Consider the following 15493-nt stretch of genomic DNA (forward strand, 5'->3'; position numbering starts at 1 on the left):
GCCGCGGCCAAGGGCGGCTACAAGCACTTCATGCTCAAGGAAATCATGGAGCAGCCGCGGGTCATCACCGACTGTCTTACCGGCCGCGTGACCGAAGAGCCGGACGGGAGTCTTTCCGTGCATCTTCAGGAGCTCGACGCGCTTTCTGTGCCTTCGCGCCTGCACATCGTGGCCTGCGGCACGTCGTACAACGCCGGGCTGTGGGGGCAGCAGCTTCTGGAAAACGTGGGCGGCATTCCCACAGATCTCGACATCGCCTCGGAGTTCCGCTATCGCGATCCCATCATCCTGCCGGGCGAGGCGGTCATGGTCATCAGCCAGTCCGGCGAAACGGCGGACACGCTTGCCGCGCTGCGTCTGGCCAAAGAGAAGGGCGCAAAGGTCATAGGCCTGTGCAACGTGGTGGGGTCCTCCATCGCGAGAGAGGCCGATGTGGTGCTCTACACCCAGGCCGGGCCGGAAATAAGCGTGGCATCCACCAAGGCCATGTGCAGTCAGATGGTGCTCATTGCGCTCATGGCGCTCTATTACGGTCAGCGCCGCAGCCCGGCCGTGCGCGACAGGGATCTTCTTGTGGCGCTGCGCGATCTTCCCGAAAAGCTTGCCGCCGCGCTTCCCGCCATGCAGGAGCGGGCAGGGCAGCTCGCGCTTCGCTTCGCTTCCTCGCGCAGCTTTTTCTATCTCGGTCGCGGTCAGTGTCACGCGCTGGCGCTGGAAGGCGCGCTCAAGCTCAAGGAGCTTTCCTACATCCACGCCGAAGGCTACGCCGCAGGTGAAATGAAGCACGGCCCCATTGCGCTCATCGACCCGCAGTTCCCCACCTTTGCGCTGGCGCTCGACAACGAGCTCTTCCCCAAGGTGAAGTCCAACATTCAGGAAGTGCTGGCAAGGCAGGGCCGCGTCATTGCGCTCGTGCAGGAGAGGGACGGAAAGATTCCCGATCTTTCCGTGGAGGAAACCTGGGTTCTGCCTGCGGCGCATCCCGTCATATCCTGCTTCTTTGTGCTGCCCGCGCTCCAGCTTTTCAGCTATCAGATGGCCGACTACCTCGGCAAGGACGTGGATCAGCCGCGCAACCTCGCCAAGAGCGTGACCGTGGAATAAGCCCGAGGATGAGAGTTTTCTTGCCATGGGAGCCCTTAGGGGCTACCATGGCCTCTCCGCGCTCCCGCGCATGCCGACTGTCCGGGCTCCGGCTTCGGCATCCCAGAACCGCCAACGGAAGTAATCTATGAAGAAGTTTGATCTCCGGCAGATGGTGGAGAAAAACCAGTTCGCCGTGAACTACAGGCGTATGTGGCCGTTCATCAAGCCGTTCTGGCCCATGGCTCTCCTGTCTCTGCTCATCTGCGTGCCCGTCGGCAGCCTCGACGCCGTCATCGCGCTGTTTCTCAAGCCCTATACCGACGTGGTCGTGGTGGGCAAGAGCATGGAATCGCCGTGGTACATTCCTCTGCTCATCGTGGGCTTCACCACGGTGCAGGGCCTTTTGAACTTCGGCGGCACCTACCTCAACACCTGGGTGGGCGGCAGGCTCACCATGGGGCTCAAGGCCAGGCTTTATGAAAAGCTGGTGGATATAGAGCCTTCCTATTTTGATACCACCACCTCGGGCGAAGTGCTCTTCCGCTTCAACTCCGATGCGGAACTCGCCTGTTCCGGTCTGCTCGGCAACCTGAAGAGCTTTCTTACGAGAATATGCTCGTCTCTTGCCCTTATCTGCGTGCTTTTTTACAACTCCTGGCAGCTTTCCATTCTGGCCATCGTCATTCTCGTGGTGGCCGTGGCTCCCCTCACCAAGGTGAAAAAGCTGCTCATGACGCTGGTCACGCGCAACAATACCTGCATGTTCCAGCTCAACACCACCTACAACGAAACCTTTTCCGGCAACCGCACCATCGCGGCCTACAATCTTCAGGAACGCCAGAAAAGCCGCTTCAACTCGCTTCTGAACGACGTGTTCACCCTTACCGTGGCCATGACGCGCCGCACCGCGTGGATCACGCCGTTCATGCACTTCGTCGTGTCCATAGGTCTCGGTCTCGCCATCGCCATGGGCAGCTGGCTCATCGTGCAGGGCACCATTTCGCCCGGCAACTTCGTGTCGTTCATCACCGCGCTGCTCATGCTCTACACTCCGCTCAAGAACATCACCAACGTGGCGGTTTCCGTGCAGCAGTCGTTTCTTGCCATCGACCGCGTGTTTTCCATTCTGGAGCGGCCGAAGGCCCTCAAGGAAAAGGATGAGACCGTTCCGCTGCCCGCGATAAAGCAGGGCATCACCTTCGAACACGTGTCCTTCTCCTACAAGAAGGGCGTGGAAGTGCTGCACGACATCAACCTCGACGTGCGCGTGGGCGAAATGCTCGCGCTCGTGGGCAACTCCGGCGGCGGCAAGAGCACGCTCGTCAGCCTGATTCCCCGTTTCTACGACGTGACGAAAGGCCACATCCGGGTGGACGGCACGGACATACGGGAATTCGCCCTCAACGATCTGCGTCAGCACATCGCCATGGTGTTTCAGGACAACTTCCTTTTCGACGGCACCATCAGGGAAAACATCCTTCTCGGCAATCCTTCCGCCAGCGACGAGGACGTGAAGAAGGCGCTGCACAATGCCTGTCTTTCCGAGTTCATCGACTCCCTTGAAAAGGGCGTCGACACCTACATCGGCGAACGCGGCATTCTGCTTTCCGGCGGTCAGAAACAGCGCGTGGCCATTGCCCGCGCCTTCCTCAAGAATGCGCCCATCGTCATTCTCGACGAAGCTACCTCCGCGCTGGACAACAAGTCCGAGGAAATCGTGCAGCGCGCCATAGACAACCTCATGCGCGACAAGACCGTGTTCGTCATCGCGCACCGTCTCTCCACCGTGAAGAACGCCAACCGCATCGCCGTCATCCACGAGGGGCGTCTTGCGGAACTCGGCACTCACGAGGAGCTCATGGCCATTCCCGGCGGCCAGTACCGCACGCTCTACAACATGCAGTTCAAGGCTCCCATCCATCACGGGAAAACGGAACAGAAGACGGAAGAAGTCGCCTGACGGCGTTTTCACAGGCTTTAAGAAAGGCGGCAGGCCGAAGGGGCTGCCGCCCTTCCTGTTTTAAGACTCCCGTCTGCGCCATGTTCGTGTTGCGCGGAGCCTGGTGAGGCCTGCTGCGGGACGGGGCGAGAGACGGCGCGTCATGCGGAAGGGAGCGCCGAAAGAGCCGCACGCGAAAAGAGGCAGGCAAGGGGAAGGCGCTGTTTCGTGCGCGCAGGCATGAGCGAAAAAAGCGGGAGCGGGGAAAGGCCGCGCGCCGTTACGGGGCGAGCGGTGAAAACGGGGGGCTTTCGGTGCTGGGCGGAGGAACGACGCTGTCCGGCCAGAGGAGGCGGGTTACGCGGACAAGGGGCGGAGTGGCCTTCCGTCTGCCGATGAAGAGGGGAGGACAAGCGCCCCTCGTTTTGGGGCGGCTTAAGGCGGCGCGCCATGCGGAAGGGATCATTCAGGAAAACAGGCAGGAGAACAGGGCGGCAGAAGCCGGACGCCTCGCGGAGCGGAACGCGTCATGCCTTGCCAGTTTTCTCCGTCTTGCGGTGAACCGGGGGCGGAAGTATGGCTCAGTCCCGGGGGCAGCGTCGGCGATTGTTTTCCGCACGCGCGTAGAAACGGCGTTTTTCCGCATACATGTTTTTGTCGGCCTCGTTGATCTGCTCGTCGAGGTTGCCGTGACTGCCGCGCCACGAGGTTCCGGCGGCGATGGATATGCTGTCCTGTTCCATGTTTTTCAGGGCGCTTTGGACATGGGCGTAGAAGGTGTTCTCGTCGGAGTCCCGGTCGATGACGATGAACTCGTCGCCGCCCGTGCGGTAGACCCTTTTGCCGAACGCGCGCATGAGATGGGCTGACGTGCGGCTGAGAAGACGGTCGCCGGCCTGATGCCCCAGAAGATCATTGGTTTTCTTCAGGCCGTTGAGGTCGAAGTAGGCGATGCCGAGTCTGCCGCAGTCTTTGCCGGACAGCGCCTCGCACACTTCGTTGAACTTGTTTCTGTTGTAGAGGCCCGTGGCCACGTCTTCAAAGTACATCTGATGGATGAAGGAGTGCTGTTCTTCGATCTTTTTTTTCTGCGCCTCGATCTGTTCCAGAAAGTACTTGCGCGACTCCATGGACATTTTTTCGGGAAAGCCGACGTCTCCGTCCGACATTTCCGTGTAGGGATTGGAAATGTGAAGATGGCAGCAGCGCGGACCGTCTTCGCTCCAGCGGAATACGGCAGTGATGCGCTGATGCACGCGCAGGTAGCTGAGCGATTCGGGCGAGGTGGAAATCCACGCCATGCCCGAACAGATGAAGATGTCCGGCACGGGCTGAATGACGTCGTAGAGTTCTTCGGCAATTTCGCATTTCGGCACGCGGCCTTCAAGGCTCATCAGAAAGGACGACACCTTTTCAAGGCCGATCAGATATTCCTGTTCCGCCGCGCCGAACCAGCTTACCTGCGAGTCGAGATGCGGCAGAATGAAGCCCGCGTCGTTTTCGCAGTAGTGCCTGTGCAGAAAAAGACTGGTCAGTTCCGAGATTCGTTTTTTTCTGTCTTCGTCAGTGTCGGGAACGGTGTTCATGGGAAAACCTCGCGCCGTTTTTCTATGTGATGACGACATGATTTTTTTGAAAGGGGAATGTCATGATGCATGATTTGGTGAAAGGAAGAAATGATATGTTCCATCAACAGCAATGGATATAGGAAAAAGATAAGCCATTATGGCAGGTTGATTCTGTGACGGCGTGCATGGTGCCGTTTTTTTCACAGAGTTTGAAAAAAAGATACGGCCTCCAGAATTTTTTTTCAAGAAAAAAGCAAAAGAGTCCCATGCGTTGATCCCCTGCTGCCGGAAGAGCCGCGAAGATGCCGGACGATGGAGCATGACGGGGAAGGGAGAGCGTTCCGCTGAAGGAGACGATGCGCACGGCAGAAGCGCCGGAGGCCCTGAACAGAAGGGAAGCCGCGGACGGAGGGGGAAAGAAAGGGATGCCCGCCGGAAAAGCGGCGATGGGCAGGACGGGAGCGACGCCGGGGAAACATTGGTGCGGCGGACGCCCCGGCGGCGTAAGGAGTCGGAGAAAGGAAAACGCGCAGCCGGAGAGGGCGGAGCAGGCACAGGAGGCGGGAAGAAGACAGAACGGGAGAGCCGGGCGCACGAAGATGAGGACGTGCCGCAGGAAGGCGGAGGCCGAAGTTCGTCTCCGGCGGTCGGCCGGGGCCGATGAAGGCTTCGATGCGCCAGAGCGCGGCAGGAGCGAGGCTTCGACCGTTTTGCCGCAGGGCGGCCGTACAGAACATGACGTTGCGCAGCAAGAGCAGATTCCCCGGGTCCGACCTTGTCTCCGGGGGCGGCGCAGAAGCCTGCACGGAGAGAAAAGGCGCTGGCCGGCACGGAAGAGTCGTGTCTTTGGCCCTGGCGGGAAGAAGTTCCGGTCATGTCCGGCCTGAGGTCGGCACGACCGCAGCTCCGAGGAGCGTTTCCCTTCCGGCCGGCGTCGTTGAAAGGCATGGCCCCACGGCGCCGCAGGACGCCGGGGACCGGCGCAGCCCGCACGTTGCGGGACGGCGCGCTTTTTAGAACGGACGCGGAGAGAGCACGCATCCGTCCGGGCCCGTCCGGAAAGACACGCCCGGAAAAAGTGCCGACAGGCATGATAAGCTTGTTATCCTGTCCGGATATCATGGGATCCGGACATTGATATTCATTTGCGGAGCGGTTAAAGTCGACAAGTCAACGGTACTTTTGAATCGCCCGTATTTCTGTTTATAGAACATTTTTCTGTTCAAGTAAAGCAGAATTATAGGGTGAAAACTAAAATTGTGTGCAATGTTCTGGTTTTTATTTTCCTTTCAGGGGGTTGATGCATATTTGGGGAGCGCTCCCGAAGGAATGAACATTGGATGCTGGACGTTTACCCTATGAACACACTCGGAGAACGCATAAAATTCGCGCGAGGCAGCATATCTCAGGAGGCATTTTCGCGTGAGCTCGGCATAAGCAAGGGATCGCTCGGCTTTTATGAACGGAATGAAAATCTGCCCAATACTGACGTTGTACTAAAAATCTGTTCAAAAACTGGGGTTCGTCTGGAATGGCTTCTGACGGGATACGGCCCCATGAAAGATTCATGCGACGTGACGGCCTCTGCGGCGGAATGTGCGGACGACGGCATTTCGGAGGAGCAGGCGTCCTGTTCTCGCTGTCTTCTGCTGGAAAAGAGACTGGATCGTCTGGAAGATGAGCGTCGGGAACTGGCGGCCGAGAATCGTCTGCTGTGGAAGGAAAACGCCGGACTTCGGGAGCGCTGTGCGCGTTTTGAGGAACGCGAGAAGCATGGGGGGATCTTGCCGCCTTTCGAATCCTCGCCGGCGGCCCGCTCCAGTAAGAGAACGGAAAAGGGGTAGCGACTGTGCGGCGGTCGCTGTGTTCGACCGGCTCCGTTGCCGTCTTGTGCGGGTCGACGGCGCACCTGCTTCGAGAGAGGCTTCCTGTGTTTTCTGATGAGCGCGGCATGGCTGCGGAAAAATCGTCGGAAAAAAGGTGCTGTGTCCGTGGTCTTCCGTGAGGCGCGGGCTTCCGGCGTACGATGACGAAGGCGGTCTCTTCGGTCTGACCGCAAAGGGCGAAGCGCCTGAGTGCGGCGCTTGAGAGCTGTCTTTTCCTGAGGCTGAGGTACGCGCATCCGGTCTTTTGGACGACGGGCTTTGGGGCGGCGTATCCTCTGTCCCGGACTTTCAGAAAAACGCGTCCGCGCCGGGCAGGGCCGCGAAAAAGAGGACTTTCCGGGCATCGCTCCGCGCGGTCTCTTTTCGTTTTTTGAGGTGACGCAGCCCATGCGCTCCGGTCTGCTGCCGACAGGCGAAGCCGCCCTTTCCCTGCCCGTTTTTCACGCCGGGCTGAGCGTCCGGCGTTTTGCCGGACAACGGCGGGGTTCGGCGGAAGAGCTGGCCGCGTCGGCAGAAGCGGGTCTTTTCTGCGGCGTTTTTCCGGCGTTTTCGGACGCAAAAAAGGCGGGACGAGCATCGTCCCGCCTCGGGAATTCCGCGATCATGCGGCGGAGGCGTTTCAGCGGCTCATGACAATGCCCTGCTCTTCAAGGTCGTCGTAGAGCATGTTGAGGGACAGGCGCAGCGCGAAGGGGCTTATGGACTTGTTTTCCAGATTGGCCAGAAGATCGATGTTGTGCCCCTTGGCGAAGGAAGCGAGATTGGGGCTTCTGTTGCCGTCGGCGTCTTCAAAGTGCCAGGCCTTGACCTGCTTGCCGTCAAAGTCGTCGATCACGATGCGGAAGTAGTTTTCGGGGCCAGCAAACACGTTGCTGGTGCTGTCGAGAACGATCTCGTCGGTGTTTTCGAGAATGATCTCATTCAGCTCGCTGCAGGATGCTCAGGTGTCGGGGCGAACCGTGAAACGCGGATCGCCCGGCCAGGTCTGCGGATTCTTCAGGCTGAATACGCCGCTGAACATGTCGAGACGCACCTTGCCGTCGGTCGTGAGCGCGCCTTCAGGATGAAGCATGGCCACCTGCACGCGCACCTTGCCGTCGTCGGAGGCCATCTGCCACTTTGCCCGTTCAGCCGGGCTGGAAGGCAGGTAGTCGAGGGCGTGCTCATCGAGCATTCCCTTGAATTCCTTTACGGTTTCCTTGCCGTTCTGAGCCAGGGCAATTGTTGCCGAGTCCTTGCCCACAGAGAGAATCCTTACCGTGGCGCTGCCGACATTCACGCTGTCTCCGGCCTTGTAGGCGCCGGAAACGCGCGGTTCGGAGGTGAGCCATATTTCCGTGATGCTGGGCGTGGCGAATTCCTTGACTTCCACTTCCGTGGGGCTGGTTCTGCCCACGATGAGGTAGGACTTGCCGCTCGGATAGATGGACGCGCCGAAGTAGCTCTTATGCTGCAGGGGCTCGCCGGTGTCGGCGGTAACGGGATGCCGTCCCTCGCTGAGGCCGAGACCGTGGAACTGGCCGGAGTTCACGTCCACGAGCGTGGGATCCACGGCAACCTGGAAGTTGGTTCCGTAGAAGTTGCCGGAAGACTTCATGATGCGCAGGCTGGAGTAGCCCGCGCTGTTGCCGTAGGGATGGGAGCTGCCGCTTACGAACTGCAGGGCGCGGGAGCCGTCGGGCAGCAGATTGATGGAATCGCCCTTCTTCATGACGCGGTTCTTCAGCACGAGGTATTCAAAGGCCTCGTCCACCTCCGAGTAGCGCTTGCCGAGCAGCATGACCTCGATGTTGGTCATGGTGCCTATGCTCGCGATGCGCGAGCTGTAGTAGAGCCCGGCCGGAGGAATGATGATTTTGCCGTCGCGGATGAAGCTTTTGCGTATGACCACGCCTTCGCTGATGCGGCGCTGACCGAGATAGAGGTCGAGGTCGGCGGCCTTGAAGCCGGGAACCTTGGCGATGATGGCCGCGTTGCGGGCCGGGGCCTGCATGAGTGCCGTTTCGGAGGCAGCCAAGGCCGCCGAAGGCATAAGCAGGGCAAGCGCAAGGCTCGCGCCTTTGAACCACAGGTCTCTGCGCATAAACATCTCCCTGAGCTGAGGTTGCAAGGCGTCTGCCGGAACGCGGCCTGCCGCGTCATGACGACCGGCGCGCCCTGCCGGAGTCGGACTCCTGAGGTGGGTATAAAACGACATAAAAAAAATCACAAGCTCTGTCGACAATTTTTTGTCGTCACGCAGGAAAAAATCCGGGACAGGACGGAAGAGAAGGGAAACGCGGGCGATGAAGGGGGCCGGGAACCGGCAGAAGGGAGCGTCGGAAGGGACCGGCGCGGTCGTCGTTGTCCGGCAGACCGCGCCGGGGCGAAGGGCGCGCTCCGCCCGGAAAGCGCGCATCATTCTTCGCTGTCGGGAATGACCTCGGCGTCCTTGCCGAACATGCTCGCCCAGCGTACGATTTCCTGCGGATCGGCGACGCGCATGGTGAACAGCACCTCGTCCGAATCGTTCAGCCTGAGCGGGCTCTCGACATGGCCCATGCGTTCCCGAACATATCGTGACGCCTGCCCGGTGAAGCGTATGGTCACGGGGCGGTTTCCGCCCGCAGGCGGCGTCTCCTGAACGTCGTTCGTTTTGACGGAAAATCCGTCGTTGGCGTCCACGGGCCAGCGCAGGCTCATGCCGGTGTCTTCCACCTTCTGAATACCGCTCACGCGAAACGCCTTCCACTGACAGGGCGATTCATCCACGGTGCGCGCGTAGAGGTACAGCGCCTGCTGTCTGAGGTAGAGATGCCGGGGGTCTATTTCGCGCCAGCGCGTGTCCCACGCGCTGCTGCCCGCGTAAAGAATGCGTATTCTCTTTCCCTGGGAGACCGCGTCGAGCAGCGGCGAGAGCGCTTCCGGCGTCGTGTTTCCTTTCCGGCCCGACAGACGCCTGTCGAAGGCGGAGAGCATCTGTTCCCGAAAGGGCGAGGGCATGCCGCCTGCCAGCTTTCTGCCTGCGTCTGCGGCAAGCGAGGCGAGCAGGCCGTCGTCCGTGGCGCAGAGCTGTTCCATGGCCAGCATGAGAACGAGACGGTTGGGGAGGCTCAGATCGAGCGTGGACACGAGTCTGTCTTCCAGAATGCGGAAGCCGTGCTTCTTGCCGTAGCTGAAGCGGAAACCGGCTTCGGCGAGCGCGGCCTTGTCCTTGTAAAACTGACTTCTGCTTATGCCGAGGTCGCTTCGCAGCGCCTCAAGAGAACGACGGGGATACTTGCGGATGGCCTGCACGATGCGCAACAGTCGGGAAATTCGTGACCCTCCCTCGCCGGAGGAGGCGTGGCCAGACGCAGATGTCGGATGGGAAAACATCGTCAAGGGACTCCAGAGAAATTTTTCAGGCTGGTTCAGATGGACTCGGGCAAACGGCCTTCGCTTTGCGCATCTGCCTTCCGCACGACGCGCACGGTCGCCGTTTTTTTCGCGTCAGCGTGCGTTTTTCCGGCGTACGGTTTGGGGAGAGCTTTTTTAAACGAAAGATATTATTTTATTGGACAGCCGAAATTCGGCGGAAAGTCAAAGGGATTCTCGCAGGAAGTCCACAACAGTGTGGCTCATGGGCGCATATTTTTGTCGGAGTCTCCTTATGCGTGGATTGTTTGTGCGGGGAGCTGCAGCGCCTTCGTTGCTTTGCGCCGTGCGGCGGCGCGTGTTTCTCCATGGCTTCGGCGTCGAGACTGTCGTTTTGCTTTCCGGCGGGGGCGCCGGCGCAGGAAACGCCGGTCATGCTGCCGGGAGACGGAAGAGGCCATGGGCGGGGCCGTCCGGGTCAACGACGCGCGTTTCGCCCGCAGGGGGGGCAGGTCATCATCTGCCCGGGGCTATTTGGCCGTGCTGCGGCGCGTGGAGTCCTGGCCGTGCACGCACCGGCGGGGCGGCGGGCGCTTGCTGATCCTGCCGCAAACGCAGAAGACCGCCCCCGGGAGAGGGCGGTCCTCTGGACGCGGCCTTTCATGCGCATGCGGCATGAGGCGACAGGAAAGGTTCAGCTACATGCCGAGCAGTCTCGGCAGAAAGAGCGTGATGTCGGGGAAGAGCACGATGACCACGAGGGCGAGCGCGGAGGCGGCCAGCATGGGCAGCACGGGCGGGGTGATCTCTTCCATGGTGAGGTTGCTTATCTTGGCGCCCACGTACAGGTTGACGGCCACGGGCGGGGTCACCTGACCGAGCGCGAGGTTAATGGTCATCATCACGCCGAACCACACGGGATCCCAGCCGAAATGAGCCATGATGGGCATGAGGAAGGGCAGGAGCACGTAGTAGATGGAAATGGCGTCGAGCAGCATGCCCGCGATGAAGAGAATGACGTTGATGAGCAGAATCAGCACGGTGGGGTTGTCGGACAGGGAAAGCAGCACGGAGGCGCCGCGTTCCACGAGACCCACGGTGCTGGCCACCCAGGCGTAGAGTCCGGCGCAGGTGACCACGAACATGATGACGGCGGTAGCCTTGACGGATTCCACGAGCACGTCGATGAGGATGGAGACCTTGTTGATGGTGCGGTAGATGAACACGCCCACGAAGAGGCCGTAGAAGATGGCCACGGCTGCGGCTTCGGTGGGAGTGAACACGCCGCCGTAGATGCCGCCGAGAATGACCACGGGGGTCATGACGCCCCAGAAGGCCTCGCGCAGCGCCCTGGACACGGGCATGCTTCTGGGCTTGCCGCGGTATCCTTTCCTGCGGGAGGTGATGAGCACCGAGCCCATGAGGAAGATGGCCACCACCACGCCGGGAATGAAGCCTGCGGCGAAGAGGGCGGGCACGGACACGTCGGCGATGCCGCCGTACACGATGAAGGCGATGCTCGGGGGAATGACGATGGCAAGGCCGGAAGTGACGGACACCGTAGCCGCGGCAAAGGGCTTGTCGTAGCCGCTCTTGACCATGGCGGGGATGAGGATGAGGCCGAGGGCCGCCACGGTGGCCGGGCCGGAGCCGCTCACCGCGCCCCAGAAGGTGGCCACGCCCACGGTGGCCACGGCAAGGCCGCCGGTCATGTTGCCCACGAGGGTTTCCACCAGCGTGACGATGCGCGAGGCTATGCCCGCGCGTTCCATGATGAATCCCGCGAGAATGAAGAAGGGAATGGCGAGCAGCGGCACCTTGGCGACGCCGGCAAAGAAGTTGTAGGAGAGCATGTCTATGCCCATGTCCCACCACCAGCCTACGAAGATGGCGGAAAGACCGAGGGAAATGGCGATGGGTACGCGGAAGATGAGCGGGATGATGAAGGTGATGAGCAGCCAGAATGCCGGGTCCTTGAAAAGTTCCATGTCCATGCGTTGTTCTCCGTGAAGGGACCGCTTCGGCGCGGTTCTGCGCCGTTCGGTTGCGTTTTTGCTGGGGTGCGTTCGTCGGGAAGCGTCCCGTGCGGGAATGGCCCGCGGCGGGGCGTCTAGTAGTTTCTGGTACGGAAGTCTTCCCGGACCTTCTGGAGAATGCGCACGATGATGAGGGCGGAGAAGAGCGGCGTGGCCATGGTGTAGAGCCACACGGGAATGGCCAGCGATTCGGACACCACCTCGAGCTCGATTTCGTCCACGACTTCAATGTAGCCCTGCCAGCAGAGGGCGGCGAAGAAGATGATGCTGCAAAGGGTGCCGAAAATATACAGGAGCTTTCTGACGGGGCGGGGCATGGCGTCGTACAGCAGATTCATGCTGAAGTTGTTGCCTTCGCGGAAGGCCCGTGCAGTGCCCAGAAGAACGATCCATACGAAGAAGTTGACGGTCAGTTCTTCCGACGAGGAAAACGAGAGATTGGTGCAGTAGCGCATGATCACGTTGATGAACGAGATGCACGCCATCACGGCAAGCAGAATGGCTCCGAGCAGTTCCTCGAAGCGTGCGTTCAGAAAGTTCCACATAATGAGAATCCCCGATGATGAGAAAGGCGGGAGCGGCCCGGCAGCCGCTCCCGGAACACGGTTTACTGGGCGGCCTTCATGTCGGCTTCGGCAGCCTTCACGAGTTCAGGGCCGATTTCCTTGGTCCACTTGTCGCGCACGCTCTGGGTGGCGTCGTAGAATTCCCTGACCTGTTCGGGCGTGAACTTCACGATGGTCATGCCCTTTTCTTCCATGGTCTTGAAGGGATCGGTCACGGCGGGAACCTTGTCTATGCTCTGGAGGAAGGCCAGCGAGGAGCCGTCGTCAAAGCCGAGGCGGGAAAGGGCCTTGCTGTACTTTTCCATTTCCTTGGCGCAGTCCAGAAGAATGGCCTGATCTTCGGCGGAGAAGGACTTCCACACCTTGGAGTTGGCGGTAAGAAGCAGCGGGTCGATCATGTAGTGCCAGTCGGTGTGATACTTGTGCCAGGTCCAGATCTGCAGGGTGATGTTGATGCCGTTGGTGGGGTTTTCCTGACCGTCCACAATGCCCTGCTGGAAGCCGGTCACGGCTTCGGACCAGTTGATGGCCTGAGGATTGGCGCCGAGCGCGGTGAAGATGTCGGCGAAGATGGGCGTGCCGCACACGCGCAGCTTCATGCCCTTCATGTCGGCGGGATGGTTGATGGGGCCCTTGCTGGTGGTGAGTTCACGGAAGCCGTTTTCGCCCCAGCCTATGAACTTCACGCCGGTCTTTTCCACGGCGTCCACGATCATCTGGCCGGATTTGCCCGCTTCAATGGCGTCCATGGCCTTGTAGCGGTCGGGGTTGTTGGCCACGAAGAAGGGCAGGGCGGTAAGGTTGAGTTCCTGCACCTGGGGAGACCAGTTGATGGTGGAAGCAAGCGCAAAGTCGATGGCGCCTCTGCGCACGAGCAGCAGTTCGGAGGTCTGCTTGCCGGCCATGAGCTGAGCGCCGGGATACACCTTGATGTTGATGCGGCCGTTCGTGCGTTCCCTGACGAGATCGGCGAAGTAGGTGGCGGAAAGGCCCCAGCCGGAGGTGGCGGCGGGCACCACGCTCAGCTTGTATTCCTTCTTGTAGGCGGCGAGCGCCGGGGCGGAAAGAAGTCCCACACAGACGGCGGCCATGAGGGCGGTACGGAAAAGTCGCTTCATAAATCCTCCTCGGATATGTTCTTTGCGACGCGAAGTCGCGTTGCACCCGGTGTGAAGGGAGAGTACTCCCGCCCGGGGTACGGGGGCAGGAGCACGTTTCGGCCGCTTAAAGCAGCGGCAGGATAATAATGATGACGGGCAGAACGACCACGAGTTCAAGCGTGGTGAATACCCAGCAGGCATTGGCCAGGTCCAGGTCCAGATCGAACAGGGACGGGGGAATGAGCGCGTTCATGGCCACGGGCATGGCGGAGAGAATGGCCACCACCTTGAGAGGAAGACCGTTTTCCACCTCGCCGAGACCGGCCAGTGCGGCCAGCATTGTGACGATGAAGGGCACGAAAAGAAATTTGATGAGGGAGATGACGGCGGACTCGCGCACATAGGCGGCCATGCGCGAGAGGCGCAGGCCCATGCCTATGGAAAGCAGAAAGCATACAGTGCCCGCAATCATGGCCGCGGTTGAGAGCGTGCCGAAGGCGGAAGGCCGCTGCACGCCGGAAAGGTTGAGGAAGAGCCCGAGACCGAGGGCGAAGAGTATGGCCGCAAGCACGGGATCAAGATGCAGACGCGGCATTTTCGGGCCGGCGCCTGCGGCGGAACCGTAGCTGCGCGACACGGGCACGGCCACGCCGAAATAGAACATTTCCTCGCACAGACGGTACAGGGAGGCCATGGCAATGGCCTGTTCGCCGAACTGCATGACCGCCACAAGGCAGCCCACCGCGCCTATGTTGGTGAAGGTGCCGCAGCAGTACATGCTTCCGGTCTGCGCGCGTCCGAGGCCCATGCGCCGGGAGAAGAAGAGGGCGAGCGAGCCGCCCGCAACCCACGCCGCAAGACCGAGCGCAGGCAGGCACAGAAGCCGCGGGTCCGGCGAAGGCAGGCCCCACAGCGAAAGCATGGCCGACAGCGGAATGAGACCGAACATCGCCGTTTTCTGAATGGCGATGCGCAGCCTTTTCAGCGAGGATTCCGTGAAGGGAGACGAGCCCAAACTCACCCACTGACGGAAGAGATATCCGGCAATGAGACTGACGAAGATGATGGTCAGAGTGAGCAGAAGCCGTTCCATGGCGGAGCCTGAGGCAAAAAGTTGCCGCTCGGCTTCCGGCCCTGTACCGTACAAGGAGAGAGAAAAAACCGGCGGACATCTCCCCGGGATGACTTACCTCCTGAAATGGAGCTGACAACGCTCCCTCATGAGCCGGATGCGTCGCTCGCCGCAGCGCGGCTTTGCGGGCTCTTCCGACGTTCCGCCGGGGGCGGATGAGAAAACGTTCCGGGAAGACGATTTTTTTCAGATTAGTAGGTTTTCAAAAATTGTCAAATAAAGGGAGAGATTTTTTTTGAAGAATAAAAACTCTGTAAAAGAAGTAGTATTTCATGCCGGTTACCCGTTTCGCAGACGAAGCTTGCGTTGACGTGGCCGTGCTTTTTTTTCGCGACGGAGCGGTTTTGCGGTGCGAAGAGAGGCAGGGCAGGCGCTTGTGCAGTCACTTTGTGTATTTTTTCACTTCCTGCGCGAATGCTGCGGGGAGCGTTGCAGCATGGTTGCAGCACGGCAGAGGGCGCGGCGTTTTTATTCCTTCTTGCCGGGGGCGTCTGCCGTCCGGGGAGGCCGGGAAAGCCTCCGGCGTTCATGGCGGCGGAGACGTCCTGCCGGGCGGCAGGAGGCAGGCCGGAGTTCTGCGTTGCGGACGCATGAGCGGAAGATACGTCCGGCGTGTCGGAAAAGCCCTCTGCGGAGCCTGACCGGGGCGTCGGCCTGCGCAAATTCTGCGGGGAGCGCTGCGGAAAGGCGGCTTCGGCGTGCAGAAGGCAGAATTTCCGGGGCGCAGGCGCGCAGAAAGAAGGCCGCCGGGAATGTTCCGGGCGGCCTTTTTGGTTAAAAGAAAACCCCCAGCTAGGCTGGGGGTTCCCGAAAACTTATAGTTATGCGTAAGTTATAAACACTC

The 15493-nt window shown here is 60.3% G+C and carries 12 protein-coding genes and 1 pseudogene; 4 read left to right on the forward strand and 9 right to left on the reverse strand.

The window, feature by feature from the left end:
- Nucleotides 1–1104: glutamine--fructose-6-phosphate transaminase (isomerizing) (gene glmS, locus Q0J81_RS07580; RefSeq protein ID WP_294446962.1), on the forward strand; the 1104-nt coding region annotated here is incomplete at its 5' end.
- A 127-nt stretch (nucleotides 1105–1231) separates the two neighbouring features.
- Nucleotides 1232–3046 carry an ABC transporter transmembrane domain-containing protein gene (locus tag Q0J81_RS07585; protein WP_294446963.1) on the forward strand — a complete coding sequence of 605 codons (1815 nt, stop codon included), beginning with the start codon at nucleotides 1232–1234 and terminating at the stop codon, nucleotides 3044–3046.
- A 560-nt stretch (nucleotides 3047–3606) separates the two neighbouring features.
- Here Q0J81_RS07585 and Q0J81_RS07590 read toward each other — a convergent pair.
- Nucleotides 3607–4611 (reverse strand): GGDEF domain-containing protein, encoded by a 1005-nt coding sequence (locus Q0J81_RS07590; protein WP_294446964.1) that lies wholly within the window; start codon nucleotides 4609–4611, stop codon nucleotides 3607–3609.
- 1340 nt (nucleotides 4612–5951) lie between these two features.
- Here Q0J81_RS07590 and Q0J81_RS07595 point away from each other — a divergent pair.
- A pseudogene (locus tag Q0J81_RS07595) lies at nucleotides 5952–6143 on the forward strand (helix-turn-helix transcriptional regulator); the annotation flags it as partial.
- A 6-nt stretch (nucleotides 6144–6149) separates the two neighbouring features.
- Nucleotides 6150–6437, forward strand: a complete 288-nt coding sequence (locus tag Q0J81_RS07600) for a hypothetical protein (RefSeq protein WP_294446975.1) — start codon at nucleotides 6150–6152, stop codon at nucleotides 6435–6437.
- Nucleotides 6438–7098: 661 nt separating this feature from the next.
- Here Q0J81_RS07600 and Q0J81_RS07605 read toward each other — a convergent pair.
- From Q0J81_RS07605 to Q0J81_RS07640, 8 genes are all read right to left on the reverse strand, one after another.
- A complete protein-coding gene (locus Q0J81_RS07605; RefSeq protein WP_294446965.1) occupies nucleotides 7099–7347 on the reverse strand; it encodes a transcription factor in 249 nt (82 codons plus the stop codon).
- Nucleotides 7348–7419: 72 nt separating this feature from the next.
- Nucleotides 7420–8562 carry a hypothetical protein gene (locus tag Q0J81_RS07610; protein ID WP_294446966.1) on the reverse strand — a complete coding sequence of 381 codons (1143 nt, stop codon included), beginning with the start codon at nucleotides 8560–8562 and terminating at the stop codon, nucleotides 7420–7422.
- Between the two features lie 314 nt (nucleotides 8563–8876).
- Nucleotides 8877–9755 (reverse strand): WYL domain-containing protein, encoded by an 879-nt coding sequence (locus Q0J81_RS07615; RefSeq protein WP_294446973.1) that lies wholly within the window; start codon nucleotides 9753–9755, stop codon nucleotides 8877–8879.
- Nucleotides 9756–10513: 758 nt separating this feature from the next.
- On the reverse strand, nucleotides 10514–11809 hold the full coding sequence (locus Q0J81_RS07620) for a TRAP transporter large permease (protein WP_294446967.1): 1296 nt from the start codon (nucleotides 11807–11809) through the stop codon (nucleotides 10514–10516).
- A 116-nt stretch (nucleotides 11810–11925) separates the two neighbouring features.
- On the reverse strand, nucleotides 11926–12396 hold the full coding sequence (locus tag Q0J81_RS07625; protein ID WP_294446968.1) for a TRAP transporter small permease: 471 nt from the start codon (nucleotides 12394–12396) through the stop codon (nucleotides 11926–11928).
- Nucleotides 12397–12458: 62 nt separating this feature from the next.
- A complete protein-coding gene (locus Q0J81_RS07630) occupies nucleotides 12459–13535 on the reverse strand; it encodes a DctP family TRAP transporter solute-binding subunit (RefSeq protein WP_294446969.1) in 1077 nt (358 codons plus the stop codon).
- A gap of 106 nt (nucleotides 13536–13641) precedes the next feature.
- Nucleotides 13642–14610, reverse strand: a complete 969-nt coding sequence (locus Q0J81_RS07635; protein WP_294446970.1) for an AEC family transporter — start codon at nucleotides 14608–14610, stop codon at nucleotides 13642–13644.
- A 251-nt stretch (nucleotides 14611–14861) separates the two neighbouring features.
- Nucleotides 14862–15179 (reverse strand): hypothetical protein, encoded by a 318-nt coding sequence (locus tag Q0J81_RS07640; protein WP_294446971.1) that lies wholly within the window; start codon nucleotides 15177–15179, stop codon nucleotides 14862–14864.
- Nucleotides 15180–15493: the final 314 nt, after the last annotated feature.

The organism is uncultured Mailhella sp. (assembly GCF_944324575.1).
GTDB lineage: Bacteria > Desulfobacterota > Desulfovibrionia > Desulfovibrionales > Desulfovibrionaceae > Mailhella.

What these genes read in the sequence shown, in the direction of transcription:
- Q0J81_RS07585 (WP_294446963.1), top strand. Translation starts at nt 1,232, where the DNA reads ATGAAGAAGTTTGATCTCCGGCAGATGGTGGAGAAAAACCAGTTCGCC.
- Q0J81_RS07590 (WP_294446964.1), bottom strand. Translation starts at nt 4,611, where the DNA reads ATGAACACCGTTCCCGACACTGACGAAGACAGAAAAAAACGAATCTCG.
- Q0J81_RS07600 (WP_294446975.1), top strand. Translation starts at nt 6,150, where the DNA reads ATGAAAGATTCATGCGACGTGACGGCCTCTGCGGCGGAATGTGCGGAC.
- Q0J81_RS07610 (WP_294446966.1), bottom strand. Translation starts at nt 8,562, where the DNA reads ATGCGCAGAGACCTGTGGTTCAAAGGCGCGAGCCTTGCGCTTGCCCTG.
- Q0J81_RS07620 (WP_294446967.1), bottom strand. Translation starts at nt 11,809, where the DNA reads ATGGACATGGAACTTTTCAAGGACCCGGCATTCTGGCTGCTCATCACC.
- Q0J81_RS07625 (WP_294446968.1), bottom strand. Translation starts at nt 12,396, where the DNA reads ATGTGGAACTTTCTGAACGCACGCTTCGAGGAACTGCTCGGAGCCATT.
- Q0J81_RS07630 (WP_294446969.1), bottom strand. Translation starts at nt 13,535, where the DNA reads ATGAAGCGACTTTTCCGTACCGCCCTCATGGCCGCCGTCTGTGTGGGA.
- Q0J81_RS07635 (WP_294446970.1), bottom strand. Translation starts at nt 14,610, where the DNA reads ATGGAACGGCTTCTGCTCACTCTGACCATCATCTTCGTCAGTCTCATT.
- Q0J81_RS07640 (WP_294446971.1), bottom strand. Translation starts at nt 15,179, where the DNA reads ATGAACGCCGGAGGCTTTCCCGGCCTCCCCGGACGGCAGACGCCCCCG.